The sequence below is a fragment of the Verrucomicrobiia bacterium genome, from assembly GCA_035765895.1.
Lineage (GTDB): Bacteria > Verrucomicrobiota > Verrucomicrobiia > Limisphaerales > DSYF01 > DSYF01.
On record DASTWL010000020.1, the window covers coordinates 1 to 14020 of the forward strand.

At 64.5% G+C, this 14020-nt stretch carries 10 protein-coding genes; 5 read left to right on the forward strand and 5 right to left on the reverse strand.

All coding sequences use genetic code 11. From position 1 onward, the window contains the following. On the forward strand, positions 1–2443 hold a 2443-nt coding region (locus VFV96_04400; protein ID HEU5069639.1), incomplete at its 5' end, for a DEAD/DEAH box helicase. Here VFV96_04400 and VFV96_04405 read toward each other — a convergent pair. The 4 genes from VFV96_04405 to nadC are packed head-to-tail and all read right to left on the reverse strand — an operon-like array spanning position 2394 to position 5475. Further along, the gene (locus VFV96_04405) at positions 2394–2873 is read right to left on the reverse strand and encodes a zinc ribbon domain-containing protein (protein HEU5069640.1); all 480 of its coding nucleotides are present in this window, start codon (positions 2871–2873) and stop codon (positions 2394–2396) included. The two genes, VFV96_04400 and VFV96_04405, sit on opposite strands and share 50 nt — an antisense overlap. Before the next feature lie 7 nt (positions 2874–2880). Further along, complete coding sequence (locus tag VFV96_04410) at positions 2881–3639, reverse strand: type III pantothenate kinase (GenBank protein HEU5069641.1); 759 nt, start codon at positions 3637–3639, stop codon at positions 2881–2883. Next, positions 3636–4616 carry a biotin--[acetyl-CoA-carboxylase] ligase gene (locus tag VFV96_04415; GenBank protein ID HEU5069642.1) on the reverse strand — a complete coding sequence of 327 codons (981 nt, stop codon included), beginning with the start codon at positions 4614–4616 and terminating at the stop codon, positions 3636–3638. Before VFV96_04415 ends, VFV96_04410 begins: the two co-directional genes overlap by 4 nt. A 13-nt stretch (positions 4617–4629) precedes the next feature. After that, positions 4630–5475 carry a carboxylating nicotinate-nucleotide diphosphorylase gene (nadC, locus tag VFV96_04420; GenBank protein HEU5069643.1) on the reverse strand — a complete coding sequence of 282 codons (846 nt, stop codon included), beginning with the start codon at positions 5473–5475 and terminating at the stop codon, positions 4630–4632. A gap of 279 nt (positions 5476–5754) precedes the next feature. Between nadC and VFV96_04425 the strand changes: the two genes are divergently transcribed. The 4 genes from VFV96_04425 (at position 5755) to VFV96_04440 (ending at position 10694) form a co-directional block, all read left to right on the forward strand. Continuing rightward, complete coding sequence (locus VFV96_04425; protein HEU5069644.1) at positions 5755–7080, forward strand: Gfo/Idh/MocA family oxidoreductase; 1326 nt, start codon at positions 5755–5757, stop codon at positions 7078–7080. A gap of 15 nt (positions 7081–7095) precedes the next feature. Then, the gene (locus tag VFV96_04430) at positions 7096–8517 is read left to right on the forward strand and encodes an NAD(P)H-hydrate dehydratase (GenBank protein HEU5069645.1); all 1422 of its coding nucleotides are present in this window, start codon (positions 7096–7098) and stop codon (positions 8515–8517) included. A gap of 69 nt (positions 8518–8586) precedes the next feature. Continuing rightward, positions 8587–8883 carry a YhbY family RNA-binding protein gene (locus tag VFV96_04435; protein HEU5069646.1) on the forward strand — a complete coding sequence of 99 codons (297 nt, stop codon included), beginning with the start codon at positions 8587–8589 and terminating at the stop codon, positions 8881–8883. Between the two features lie 161 nt (positions 8884–9044). Then, the gene (locus VFV96_04440) at positions 9045–10694 is read left to right on the forward strand and encodes a putative manganese-dependent inorganic diphosphatase (GenBank protein HEU5069647.1); all 1650 of its coding nucleotides are present in this window, start codon (positions 9045–9047) and stop codon (positions 10692–10694) included. Between the two features lie 20 nt (positions 10695–10714). Here the strand turns inward: VFV96_04440 and VFV96_04445 are convergent, their stop codons facing one another. After that, positions 10715–13981, reverse strand: coding sequence for an AMP-binding protein (locus VFV96_04445; protein HEU5069648.1), 3267 nt, complete (start codon positions 13979–13981; stop codon positions 10715–10717). Positions 13982–14020: the final 39 nt, after the last annotated feature.

Consider the following 14020-nt stretch of genomic DNA (forward strand, 5'->3'; position numbering starts at 1 on the left):
CGTCACCGCCTTGCGTGAGGGCAAGGACGTGGTGGTTCAGGCGCCCACCGGCTCAGGCAAGACGTTGATCTTCGAGTTGTGGTCACATGGCGGCAAGCCGCGCGGCCAGGCCATTTACACCGTGCCGACCCGCGCGCTCGCGAACGACAAACTGGCGGAATGGCGGACGCGTGGCTGGAACGTTGGCATCGCCACGGGCGACCTCGCGGAAAACCTGGAGGCGCCCATTCTCGTTGCGACCCTGGAAACCCAGAAGTCCCGTCTGATTCGCGGCGAAGGTCCGGCCCTGCTCGTGGTGGACGAATATCAGATGATTCGCGATCCCGATCGCGGCTTGAACTACGAGCTGGCCCTTGCGCTCGCGCCGGCCCACACCCAGTTGCTCCTGCTCAGCGGCAGCGTCGCGAATCCCCATCACGTTGTGCAATGGTTGAACCGGCTCGGCCGGCAGGCGGTTTTGATTCGCCACGAAAAACGTCCGGTGCCGCTCGAAGAGGTGCACGCGAACAATCTCAATTACAACGTGCCCGCCGAAATCCGCGGCTACTGGGCGCGCTTCTGCGCCAAGGCGCTCGCGGACGATCTCGGACCGGTTCTGCTTTTTGCGCCACGCCGCCAGGCGGCGGAGATGATGGCCGCCGACTTGGCGCGCAACCTGCCGAATCCGAATCCGCTGCATCTGAGCGCCGACCAGAAGCAGATTGTCGGCGAACACCTGGGTCGTCTGCTCAAGGCGCGGGTGACCTATCACCATAGCGGTCTCAGCTATGCGGCGCGGGCGGGCGTCATTGAACCACTCGCCAAGGCCGGGCAGTTGCGCGTGGTCGTCGCGACGATGGGCCTCGCGGCCGGCATTAATTTCTCGCTGCGCAGTGTTGCACTGGCCGGCGATTCCTACCGGCGCGATGCCGTCGAACAACCGCTGCGAGCGGACGAAATCCTGCAAATGTTCGGCCGCGCAGGCCGCCGCGGGCTTGATGAAACGGGCTTTGTGCTCGTGACATCGAACGAAATCCGGCTGCTCGACGCCCGGCCTTGTCACCTGTCGCGCACGGGCGCGGTGGACTGGGGCGCACTGCTCGGCATCATGGCTGCGGCGGCCGACGCCGGACGGTCGCCCTTTCACGAGGCCGTGCGCGTGCAGGAACGGTTGTTCACCAGCAAGCCGGTTTTTCTCGGTGTGGAGCAATCGCTCAAGCATCCCAACGTCCCCTGCGGTTTGCATACGGATGCCGAGCGGGCGCGGCACGTGCGCAAACGGGTGCGCGAGATGTTCAACAGCCGCGGCGAATGGCAGCTCATGCCCACGTTCGTTGACGTGCCGTTGCGGGACATTCGCACGTATGCGGCCCCGGCAAACGCCCCGGCAAAACCCACCGTAACGGAAGGCACCCCACCCGTGCTGCGTCCATTGCTCGCGCATTCGCCCGCATTGGAAAAAGTAGGCAACGGCACCCTGCTCGTGCTTGAAGAAGAGGATGGGCACAAAATTTACGGTCGCGCGCTGACCGTGGCGGACAAGTTGAACGGCGAACGCGTGCTGCTCGCCAAATGGGTCCGCAAGCTGACAAACTGGAGCCTGCGGCAGGTGCCGGAAAAAGTCTGGGAGGAAAGTGTCGCACCGGCCCTGGTTGAAAAGCTCGCCCGGGCGCAACGCACTCCGGTGCAGAAATTCTGGCATCGCGGCCACCAGATCGTTGCAAACGTCAGTCTTGCGGCCCTGACCCTGCGCGTGCCGGTGGACGTCCACGGCGTGGCCTTGTGGAGGCCAACGGAACGCGAAGTGCTGCCGCCGGATTGCGCGCGGTGTTCGTTACTCGAGGTGTGCAAGCAGCTGGAAACCACCAGCGGCACCGCCCTGCTCTGGCGCCGGCTGAATCTCGTAGATACCACGGGGCGGCCCACGCTGCGCGGGCGCCTGGTCAGCTTCTTTCAGCAGGGCGACGGGCTGGCCATTGCCGCGGCGTTGGAAGACGAAACCTACCCGCTCGACGAACTGATTTACGACCTGGCGAATCTTGACGCGGGGTTCCGTTTTTGCGGGGATGAAAACCGCTGGGCGGGCCGGCTGGCGCTGGTTTGTCACGAACGCTTCAAGCTCCAGACCATTCCGGGCTATCTCGAAAACGGCCTGCCGCCGAAGTATGGTTACGGCGCCGAGGCCGTCGTGCATGCCGTGCACAAGAATCCGCTGAGCAAGCACACCTTCATCACTGACCTGACGGGCGCAGGCGACATCGACCGGGTAGTCATCGAATGGCGCAGTTTGCTCCGCCAGATCAGCCACGCGCCGGCGTTGGACTGGCCGCGCTGGCAGGCCTTGCAGGCCATGGCCAGGACCTTTTTGCAGGAAACCGAATCACCTACGTTGACCGAGCTGCCGCGGCTGGAATTCAATCAAACGCGCCGGGTGGACCATCGCCTGCACCTGCGTCGTCATTGACCGCCGCCGGCGTCGGTTCCCGCCGCTGGCGGCCGCGCCTTTGCCGGATGAAATTCCGCGTGGTCTTGAACAGCATCAGCAGCGCAATCAGGGCCAGAACCAGTCCCAACAACCGTTGCGTCCACGCGCCGCTTTCGATGCCGATGACGAACAGGACCGCACCGCCCAGCAACGCGAAGCCAAAAATCAACCAGATGCCCAGCACCACAACCCAGTTCTGCGGCTGTTCGGCGGCGCGCCGATACGCGTGTCCTTCCGCAAAGAGGTGTTCGAATGGACCCGTGGCCGCGTAACTGCTCAGCGGGGCACCACACTGCCCGCAAAACGCGACGCCCGGCGGATTGGGCGCAAGGCACTGACGACACAACTCACTTTCGCCCGCAGCGTCGGATGCCGAAACGGGCGGGAGCGGAGTATCGTCACGGCTCATAAAAACCTCATCGTTTCGGCCGGTGCGCCAGCCAGACCAAACGCAGACCGTCGAGTGTGAGGTTGGGCTCCACGGCTTCGATCTCGGGCAGCTTGGCCGCAATCAGCTCCGCGTAACCGCCGGTCGCCACCACCGGCAGCCGGCGGGCCTTCAACTCGCGTTTTAGTTCGAGAATCAATTCGCGGACAAGGCCGCGATAGCCGTGCACCGCGCCAATCAACATCGCCTGCTCGGTGCTTTTGCCGATGGCAGTTTCGACCTCGCGAATCTGAATGCGCGGCAGCAGGGCGGTCTTTTCGCTGAGATAATCGGTCATCGCCGCCAGGCCGGGCGCGATGATGCCACCAACGTAATCGCCCCGGCGGTCCACCACGTCAAACGTGACTGCGGTGCCAAAATCGACGACCAACGCGGGTGCGCCGAACCGGGCATGGGCGGCGACCGCATTGGCCAGCCGGTCCGCGCCTATCGTGGCGGGCGCCGGATAATTGATGCCTACGCCCCGGACGGTTTGGGGATTCAGTTCGAGGCAGTCCACGTCGAAGGTTCCGTTGACGAACGCCTTCACGCTGGGGTTGGCCTTGGGGACGACGCTGCACAGCACGGCGGCCTCAGGCTCGGCGTGCCCGAGAAATTTGCGCAAGTGCGCGCCGGCACGTCCTGCGAACCAATCGCGCGTCGGCACTTCGGTGTGTTTGGTCACGCGTTGGTCGGTGGCCAGGCCGACGTGGGTGTTCGTGTTGCCGATGTCAAAGAGGATGATCATTTTTCAATGGTAACGTCGCCGCCAATGATACGTTCAATGAGCCCATGCTCGGTGCGGACCAGCAAGGCGCCCGTTTCGTCCAGCGCTTCTGCGCGCCCTTGAATGCGCCGGTGGCCAGTGAGAATGGCCACGTTTTGCCCGAGTGTGGCGCAGCAGGCCTCCCATTCGTCCGCCACGGCCGCAAACTGACCGGCGGCCACACGTCGGTAATCCTTTTCCAATTCCTCCAGCACGGCGGCCGCCAAACTGGGACGGGACAACTCCTGCCCCGTCTCCACCCGCAACGAAGTCGCAAGGGGACGCAATTCGGGCGGAAAATCCTCCTCCGTCTGGTTGACGTCCAAACCCATGCCGATGATGACGTGGTTGACGCGATCCACGTCGGCGCTCATCTCCGTTAAGATTCCCGCGGTTTTGCGCCCGTTCACCAGCAGGTCGTTCGGCCACTTGATGGTCGGCGCCAAATCGGTTTGTGCCGCCACGGCCCGGGCAAGTGCCGTCGCGGCCGCCACAGTGAGCCGCGTCGCTTCCACCGGTTGCAGTTTGGGCCGCAGCAGAACGGAAAACCAAAGCCCCTTGCGCGCCGGTGAAAGCCAGTTCCGGCCCAGCCGTCCCCGGCCACGCGTCTGTGATTCCGCGAACACCACCACGCCTTCCTCCACACCGTCGCGCGCCAGCCGTTCAGCCAGGTCGTTGGTGGAGGTGGTTTCTTGAAAGACCTTGATGTCCCGGCCCACAATGCGCGGCCGATGCAGCCGGGCGAGCAAGTCATCCGCGTGGAGCGCATCCGGCGAACCGACCAGCCGGTAACCCAGATGCGGACTCTCCTCGATGACATACCCCAGCTTGCGCAGTTCTTGAATGCGGCTCTCCACGGCGGCGGGCGGCAGCCCGAGTTGTTGGGACAGGTCGAAGCCCGAGAGAAACAGGTCGTCTGCACCACGCAGCGCCGAAAGGAGTTGGGCATCGGAAGTCATGAAACGCACGAATTTACGGGGCAAAATCCAGACCAATGTCAACGGCGCGGGCCGAATGGGTGATGGCACCGACGGAAATGAAATCCACGCCGGACTCAGCGATGGCGCGAACCGTTTCCAAATTTACGCCGCCGCTGGCCTCGGTTTGGGCGCGGCCGGCCACGCATTGCACGGCGGCGCGCAACTGTGTCGGGACCATGTTGTCCAGCAGGATGATGTCCGCGCCGGCCGCCACCGCGAGTTCCACCTGTTCCAGCGTGTCGGCTTCGACCTCCACCTTGAGCTGCGGGTATTGCTCCCGCGCTCTTCGCACTGCCGCCGCCACCGGATTGGGCCGGGCGTTGCGCAAGGCGGCAAGATGGTTGTCCTTGATCAATATCATGTCGAACAGACCCATGCGGTGGTTGTGCCCGCCGCCGCACGCCACGGCATATTTTTCAAACGCGCGCCAGCCAGGCGTGGTTTTGCGCGTGTCGAGGATTTTGGCCCGCGTGCCCTGCACGGCCGCCACGTAAGCCGCCGCGGCCGTTGCCACTCCGCTCAGGCGCTGCACGAAGTTCAATGCCACGCGCTCGGCGCTGAGAATCGCGCGGGCCGGGCCCGCCACCGTCAGCAGTGTGTCGCCGTTGCTGGCACGGACACCATCGGGCGTGATGCGCTCGATGGTCAGGTCCGGCGAAAGTTCCCGGAAGGTAGCTTCGGCGAGCCCCAGGCCGGCCACGGTCAACGGTTCGCGGGCGCGCATGGCCGCCTTGAAGGTGACGCTCGCCGGAACGGTGGTGAGCGTGGTGACATCGCCAGCCCCCACGTCCTCCGCCAGGGCGGCGCGAACTGCGGCGGTAATCAGATCGGAGCTCAAACTGATTGGCACCCCGGAAGAATGGTTGGCCGCCGTCAACGGAGAAAGCAAAAACGCCCAGACCGCACTGGACGGGTGGACGCCAGCCCGTCGGCGCGAGGCGACATGCAAGCGACAATAATCCAACAAAAAAGTCTCGCACTTGAACGTGCGTCTGCGTAACCAAATCACATGAATCCAAACAATCCTCCTGATTCTTCACGCACTGGACTCACCCGTCGTCACTTTATTTACTCCACGGCGCTCGCCACTGGCGCCATTTCCCTAGCGGGTTGCGCAATGCATCCGCGGCCGCGCCGGCTCTCCGCCAACGACAAGTTGAACATCGTCGTCGTGGGCGCCAACGGCAAGGGCGCGAGCGACACCGACCATTGCGCCCACGAAAACATCGTGGCGTTGTGCGACGTGGATGACGACCGTGCGGCGCCCCAGTTGAAAAAATATCCCAAGGCCAAGTTCTACCGCGACTGGCGCGTGATGCTCGAAAAGGAAAGGAATATCGACGCCGTCATCGTCTCCACGCCGGACCACATGCATGCGCTGGTGGCCGGCACAGCCATCAAGCTTGGCAAACACGTGTATTGCCAGAAGCCGCTCACGCAGACGGTTTACGAGGCGCGCTACCTGCGGGATCTCGCCGCGGAATACAAAATTGCCACGCAGATGGGCAACCAGGGCAGCGCCGCCAGCGGCCTGCGCCGCGCTGTGGAAATTGTGCAGGCGGGCGTGATCGGGCCGGTGCGCGAAGTCCACGTCTGGAGCAATCGCCCCATCTGGCCGCAGGGCATCATGCGTCCGTCCGGGGCGGATTCCGTCCCGCCCACGCTGGATTGGGACAAATGGCTGGGACCGGCTCCGGTGCGCCCCTACAAGCAGGGCGTTTATCACCCGTTCAACTGGCGCGGCTGGTTCGATTTCGGCACCGGCGCCCTTGGGGACATGGCGTGTCACACGACCAACATGCCGTTTCGCGCGCTCAAGCTTGGCTATCCCAGCTCGGTCGAACTGGTCGAGCACTCTGATTTGTTCCCGGAGACTTACCCCAAGTCGTCCAAGATCAAATTCCAGTTCCCCGCGCGCGAGGGGCTGCCGCCGGTTGATTTCTACTGGTATGACGGCAACCCGAACGACAAAACAATCAAGCCGTTCCGGCCCGCATCTGACCAGACCCGCGACATCGCGGATTTGCTGGAAAAAGTGCCCGACAGCGGCTGCCTGTTGATTGGCGACAAGGGCCGGCTCTTTTCGCCCGACGACTACGGCACGCGCTCCTACATCCGGTTGAACGACGAAAAGGAACTGCGCGACGCCAAGGATCACGAAGCTGCCCGGAATGTGCCGATCACGATTCCCCGCAACACGCTCGCGCACGACAACGACGCCGCGCACCACCTGGAATGGATTGCCGCCTGCAAGGGCGGTCCGGCCGGCTACTCCAACTTCGGCATCGCGGCGTATCTCACCGAAATCATTCTGCTGGGCTGCATCGCCCTGCGCGTTGGCAAGAAGCTCGAATGGGACGGCCCCAAAATGCGCGCCCTGAACGCGCCCGAGGCGGCCGCCTACATCAAGCGCCACTATCGCAAAGGCTGGTCGTTGGCCTAGTTCGCCATTCCCGCCATGCCCTTGCCGGTTCTCAACGTCGCGCAAATGCGCGCGTGGGAGGCTGCTTCCTGGGCCGCCGGCCGGACCGGGGCGGAAGTGATCCGGCAGGCGGGTGTCGCCGTGGCGCGTCAGGCCCTGTCCATGACGCGCAACGGCGACCTCATTTTGCTGCTGGCTGGGAAAGGCCACAACGGTGACGACGCCCGCGCCGCCCTGCCCCATCTTGAAGGTCGCGAAGTGGACTGCCTCAACGTGCTGGATCCGGCTCAAGACTTGGCGGCGTTGCAGACCAGCCTGGCTCGCCAGCCGGCCCTGGTGGTTGATGCGTTGTTCGGCATCGGCTTGAACCGGCTGCTGGACCCGAACTGGCAGAAGTTCATTGTCACCTTGAACGCGGCGCACCGGCCGGTCATCGCGGTTGATGTTCCTTCGGGTTTGAATGCGGACACCGGCGAACCAATGGGCGCCGCCGTGGTGGCGACCGTGACGTTGGCGGTCGGCGCGCCGAAAACCGGTCAGCTCGCCGCATGTGCCTGGCCGTTCGTCGGCCGGCTGCAAATCGCCACCGACATTGGGCTCGTGAATCCGCCGTCCGACGAGAGCGAAAGCAGCTGGGTTGAGCCTCGCGACTTCCGCAATTTTCCACCGCCCCGTCCCGCCACAGCCCACAAGGGCGATTTCGGTCACCTGGGCATTGTGGCCGGCAGTCTGGGGTATCATGGTGCCGGCGTGTTGTGCACCCGCGCGGCCCAGCGCGCACAGGCCGGACTGGTGACCTTGCACACGCTGCCCGAGGTCTTCAACCCCGTGGCGGCCCAGCTTCAGGGCGCAATGGTGCGGCCGTGGTCAGCCGGCACGCAGCTATCCGAACCTTACACCGCCGTGCTCCTCGGGCCGGGTTTGGCGGCCAAGGCCGCAGCGGACGCGCTTTTGCCCGTGGTCCGGGAATTGTGGCACAGTTCGCCGGTGCCGGTCATCGTGGATGCCAGCGCGCTTGACTGGTTGCCGGAAGGCGCCGTCCCGCACGGCGCGATCCGTGTCATCACGCCCCATCCGGGCGAAGCCGCGCGGCTTTTGAAATCCTCACCGGCGCAGGTTCAGGCGGATCGTCCCGGCGCGCTGCGCGAAATCTCGCGGCGGCTGGGCGACTGTTGGGTCGTGTTGAAAGGGCATCAGACGCTGGTCGGGCGCAGCACCGGCGCACTCTCCGTGAATTCCTCCGGCAACCCGAAACTCGCCCAGGGCGGGAGCGGTGATGTGCTGGCGGGCTACGTCGCCGGCTTGCTGGCCCAGCCGGCGTTGCAGGTCGATTGCTTTCAAACGCTGCGCTACGCCGTCTGGCAACACGGAGCGGCGGCGGATGCGCTCTCCAGCCAGCGGCCCAACTGGGTGGTCGAGGAACTGGCCGCCACCGTGGGAATGGTTCAGGCGGACTAGCACCGGAGCATTTCCAAGCCGGCGAGACGGAGCTTTTCCGCGACGAACCGCCTGTTAAGCTGGCCGCGCATGACCGCATTGACGAACAAACAAATCAGCAAACTGAAGGGACTCGGCCAACGGCTCGAACCCGTGGTCCGCGTCGGGCACGCCGGCCTCAGCGACGGTTTGTTTGCCAGCTTGAACCAGGCGTTGGACGACCATGAACTGGTCAAGGTGAAGTTTGCCGACTTCAAGGACCAGAAGAAGGCGCTGGCGCCGCAGCTCGCGGAACGCTCCGGGAGCCAGCTCATCATGCAGGTCGGCAACGTCGTCGTGCTCTACCGCCCCCAGGCGGACCCCGCGAAACAGAAGATCCAATTCTGACCGGCCGGCCGGAGCCTCCGACAACCGCGGCGGCGCGGACATTTTTCCGGCGGCCGCGCAAGTTCGGATTGCACGCCGTCGGGACATCGCCCAAGCTCACCGCCAACACCCGGCGGGCGGATTGCCGTTTGCCGCAGGAAAACCAACCAGGGAATCATTTTGTGAGCGAAATCCTTGTCATCGGCCACCGGAACCCCGACACGGATGCCATTTGCAGCGCGCTGGGCTACGCGGAATTCAAGCGCCGCACGGGAATGCCCGAAGCCGTCGCCGCCCGCTGCGGGGACACCAACGACCGCATCGATTTCGTGCTCCGCACGTTCGGCGTGGAGCCGCCGCGCTTCGTGGCCGACGTGGCCCCCAAGGTGCGCGACGTCATGGGCCGCAACCTCGTGCGCGTGCTGCCGGACACACCGATTGTCGAGGCGCTCGCCACGATGGACGAAAACAACATCCGCGTCCTGCCGGTGCTGAACGAGCAGCGGCAGTGTGAAGGGCTGGTGTCCGTTTTCAAGATCAGCCAGTTTTACCTGCCCGGCATGCACCGCATTTTCGAGTCGCGCCGCGTCCTGGCTTCGCTGGTGGGACTGGCCCGTTCGCTGGGCGCCACGGTCATCAACGCCGTCAAACCGCGTCAGGAGGAGGAACTGGTCCTCATGATCGGCGCCATGGCGCTTGATTCGTTCCGCCTGCGGCTGCTGACGTATGAGCCGGAAAAATTGATCGTGGTGGTCGGCGACCGGCGGGACATCCAGCAACTGGCCATCGAACACCGCGCGCGCTGCATCGTGGTCACCGGCGGACTGGAAATTGACCCTGAATTGGTGGAACTGGCCAGGCGTTTCGAGGTCAGCGTGCTGCTTTCCCCGCACGATTCCGCCACCACGGCGATGTTGTGTCGCGCCGCGATCAGCGTGCAGCACATGCTCGACGACGATTTCGTCACCGTGCAGGAGGACGAGCCGCTGCGCACCGCCCAGCGCGCCGTGCGGGATAAAATGTTTGCCGCGTTCCCCGTCGTGAACGAGCAGAACGAGGTCGTGGGCATGTTGTCCAAGTCCGACTTCCTCAAACCGGTGGATCGCAAACTGATTCTGGTCGATCACAACGAGCTGTCCCAGGCCGTGCACGGCGCGGACGAGGTCGAAATCATCGAAATCATCGACCATCATCGCTTGGGCGCGCTGACCACGCCGCAGCCGATTTATTTCCTCAACGACCCGGTGGGCTCCACCAGCACCATCGTAGCGGACTGTTTCTTCCGCCAAGGCGTCGAACTACCCAAATCCATTGCGGGCCTGCTGCTGGCCGGCGTGGTTTCCGACACGCTCAACCTGACCTCGCCCACGACCACGGCGCGCGACGCCGCGGTCCTGAAACGGCTGGAGCAAATTTCCGGCGTCAATGGCGCCGAGTTCACCGAGAAACTTTTCAGCTCGGGCTCCATTCTCACGTCCAAGCCGGCCGACCAGGCCATCACCGCCGATTGCAAGGAATACGTCGAGCGCGGTCGTTCCTTCAGCGTGGCGCAGATCGAGGAGATTGGCTTTGACAACTTCTGGAAACGCAAGACCGAGGTCATGACTGCCCTGCAAACTTACCGCGCCCAAAACCGGTATTACCTGTCGGCCCTGCTGGTCACGGATGTAGTGAAACAGGATTCCCTCCTGCTCGTCGCCGCGGAGGCGGCGTTCCTGAATCTCATCGACTATCCGGAGTTGGAGCCCGGCATCCACAGGCTCAACGATGTTGTCTCGCGCAAGAAGCAACTGCTGCCCTACCTGACCCACTGCCTGCAACGCGTGAAATGACCGGAGGCCCGACCCGCGTTTCAGGATTTCCCCTCCGCCTCTTCCAGACAAACCTGCAGCTTGGCTGCCAGTTCGTCCACGACCGGCCGGGCAAACAGGCCCCGGCGCACGCCCGGCAGGGTGATGATGCGCGTCGCGCGGGCGTGGCGGCGCATCATCAGCCGGCGGTCTCCGCCGTCGTAACGCGTGTCCGCCGTCGTGAAAAGCGTGAGGGTGCCGGGATACGGCCGGGGCCGGTAACGCCGGTTGGCCAGGCTGTTCATGTTGCCGACGAAATGACGGTATTCGGTCAATCCTCGCTGGGTGCGGCCCCCGCCGAGGCCGCGCACGACGGTCCAGCGCAACATCCGCGCCGCGTCCCGAATCGGATCGCGCACGCTGCCAAACCACTTTTCGCGCCAGTCCGGATGCCACCAGGCCGGAAACGGGTGCGGCACGTCCAGCAGCGCCAGCAACGCCACCGGCCGGCCCGCACGGACGAGCTGCTGCGCCATTTCAAATGCCACGATGCCGCCCATGCACGTGCCGGCCAGCAGGTAGGGGCCTGTCGGATCCTGGGCGATGACTTCCCGCACGTAACGCTCGGCCATGGTTTCAATGCGCGTCAGCGGCCAGCCTTCGCCTTGCAGCCCGATGGATTGCAGTCCGAAGACCGGGCGTGGCTTCAGGCGCCGCACCATCAGGCTGTAAGTCGTCACGTCGCCCTGCCCGCTGTGCACCAGGAACAACGGGCGCCCAGTTGCGGCAGTCCGCAACACGACCAGCGGGCTGGGCGAAGCCAGGACGACGTGCTCCGCGAGCAGCGGCGCCAGCCGGGCGATGGTGCTGTGTTCCGCGAGCGTGGAAGGCGGCAGCACGGCGCCAAACTTGTCTGCGATTTGCATGAGCACCTCCACGGCTTGCAGCGATGTGCCGCCGAGCTCGAAAAAATCATCCTGCCGGCCGATGCTGGGAATCCCGAGCACCGCCTGCCAGATCCAGCTCAAGTTTTTCTCCACAATGTCGCGCGGCCGCTCGGCATGCGATATGGATGAACGGACCGGTGGCGGCGGTGGGAGGACTGCACGGTCCACTTTGCCGTGCGGCGTGAGCGGGAAGCGCTCCAGAAAAACAAAACTTCCCGGCACCATGTAAGGTGGCAGGGAGGCCCGCAGGGCACGCCGCAACGTGTCCGCACTGGTCTGACCGCCCGGCCGCAACCTCACATACGCGACGAGTTGCGGCGCCTCGCCCGGCCGCGCTTCGCGCAGGCAGACCAGCGCTTCGGCCACTTCGCCCTGCTTGAGCAGTGCGTCTTCGATCTCGATCAGCTCGACGCGGTAACCGTTCACCTTGACCTGGTGATCCTTGCGGCCGAGGAAAACGAGCGTCCCGTCCGCATCGCGCCGGGCCAGATCGCCGGTGTGAAACGCCCGGCACGCGAGTGGATCGGTATCGCCCGGGAAGCGCGCTGCCGTCAGCGCCTCATTTCGCCAGTAACCCGGCGAGAGGTAACGACTGCGAACGACCATTTCCCCCGTCAGTCCGGGGCGCACCTCGTTGCCCTGCTCGTCGCAGAGCGCGATTCGCATGCCTTCGACGGGCTTTCCAATGGGCAGCCGGCCGGGCGCCACCTGCCGGTGCAGCGTGAATTCAGCCCGCGTCAGGTTGCCGGTTTCCGATGATGAGAACGTGTTCAACACCACGCAGTCGTCGCTGAAATGCGCCCGGCATGCAGTCAAATCGTCCGCCGTGGCGGCTTCCGAGGCGAAGCGCACCAGCCGGATCCGCGGAAATCGATCCGTCGGTGTGAGCGTGCGAACGAAACCGCGCAACACAGACACCGACGACACGTAAACTGAAATGTCCGCTTCGCGCAGCCAGCCGGCAAGCTGGGAGACCCCCAGCTCGGCGGTGGGAAACGGACACAACGTCGCGCCGTTGAGCAGCGCGCACCATGTCGTCGCCATGCCCTGCCCGCCGCTGGGCGAAGCCAGCAGCGCAATGGCATCCCGTGCCTCCAAGCGCATGCCCGCTGTGTGCCGTCGCACGTTGTGCAGAATATTCCTGTGCGTTTGCATCACACCTTTGGCCCGGCCCGTGGAGCCGGAGGTGTAAACCAGAAACGCCAGATCCCGTCCGTCAATGGTCAGGTCCGGAGCCGGGCTTTCGCGGCGGGCTTTTGGATCGAAGACGATTACTGATTGGGATGCGACGGCAATTTCCCGAGTCAGCGCCTGATGCATTGCGTCCGTCACCAGCGCGGCCGCTTCGGCGTCCGCCAGAATTTCCTGCAGCCGGGCCGGCGGGTCGGTTGCGTTCAGCACCACCACCACCCGGCCCGCCTTCAACACCGCCAGCATCGCCGCGATGAGCGCGCCGTCCTGCCGGAACAACAGGGCCACGCGGTCGCCCTGCCCGCCGCCGGCACCGACCAGATCCTGCGCCAGGCTGTTGGCCGCAGTGTTCAAATCGTCATACGTTGGCTGCCAGGTGCCCGCGCCGATGGCTTTGCCGGTGCCGTGCTGCGCCACGATCTGTTCAAAGCGCGCGGGAATGGACATTTCCGCCTCGGGCACGAGGTCACCGGCCGCTTTATCGGTGTCTTCAGCACCGGGTTGTTCGATGCTGTTCTCCGCGGCGACGGCTTCAAGACGGTCCAAGCCGACAAATTCAAACAAGCGTCGTGCCGGGTCCAAAGCCTCGGGCGTGCCGGTAAAGCGAACCCGGCCCACCGCGAAACCATCGGTTGCAGTCGCTTCAAAGTGAGCCTCGGCAAAGGCGTTTTGGCGGAAGACATCGCGAATGGCCGGCACTTGCCGCTCGCCCGCATTGAGCACGAGATGGCGGTTCCAAATCACCCACGCGCCCGGTCGGCACAGCATCGGCAGGCTCGTGATCAAGCGCGGCACGTCGGCGTGTTTCAGGTGTCCAAGGAAGCCGGAAAGCAAAACGAGATTCGCCGGCACTGCGCCGACGTAGCTGCTGGCCCGGGTGGCATCCGCCAGCACAAATTGCAGCTGTCGTTCCAGCCCCGCAGCCGCGGCGGCGGCCCTTCCGCGCTCAAGCGAATCCCAATGCGTGTCCAGCAGCGTGGCGGACACATCGTTCCGTCGCGGATGCGTCGCCAACGCACCCGTCAAATCGCGTCCGTCACCGGCGCAAACACTGATGACGCGAATGGGCCCGGGCGGGGAGTCATCGAGCGCCGTGACGATTTGTTCGCGCACACTGCGCAGCCGCGCCTGCAAGCTTGGCACGACGTCGTATTCACGGTGCCATTCATTCCATTCGAGCAACGTTTTCATTGCCACAGGCGGTCCAACGTCAGTTCGGTCGGCGCGTTC

Bases quoted from the DNA above. Each gene is read 5' to 3' on its own strand.
- VFV96_04405 (HEU5069640.1), bottom strand. From the start codon at position 2,873: ATGAGCCGTGACGATACTCCGCTCCCGCCCGTTTCGGCATCCGACGCT.
- VFV96_04410 (HEU5069641.1), bottom strand. From the start codon at position 3,639: ATGATCATCCTCTTTGACATCGGCAACACGAACACCCACGTCGGCCTG.
- VFV96_04415 (HEU5069642.1), bottom strand. From the start codon at position 4,616: ATGACTTCCGATGCCCAACTCCTTTCGGCGCTGCGTGGTGCAGACGAC.
- VFV96_04425 (HEU5069644.1), top strand. From the start codon at position 5,755: ATGCATCCGCGGCCGCGCCGGCTCTCCGCCAACGACAAGTTGAACATC.
- VFV96_04430 (HEU5069645.1), top strand. From the start codon at position 7,096: ATGCCCTTGCCGGTTCTCAACGTCGCGCAAATGCGCGCGTGGGAGGCT.
- VFV96_04435 (HEU5069646.1), top strand. From the start codon at position 8,587: ATGACCGCATTGACGAACAAACAAATCAGCAAACTGAAGGGACTCGGC.
- VFV96_04445 (HEU5069648.1), bottom strand. From the start codon at position 13,981: ATGAAAACGTTGCTCGAATGGAATGAATGGCACCGTGAATACGACGTC.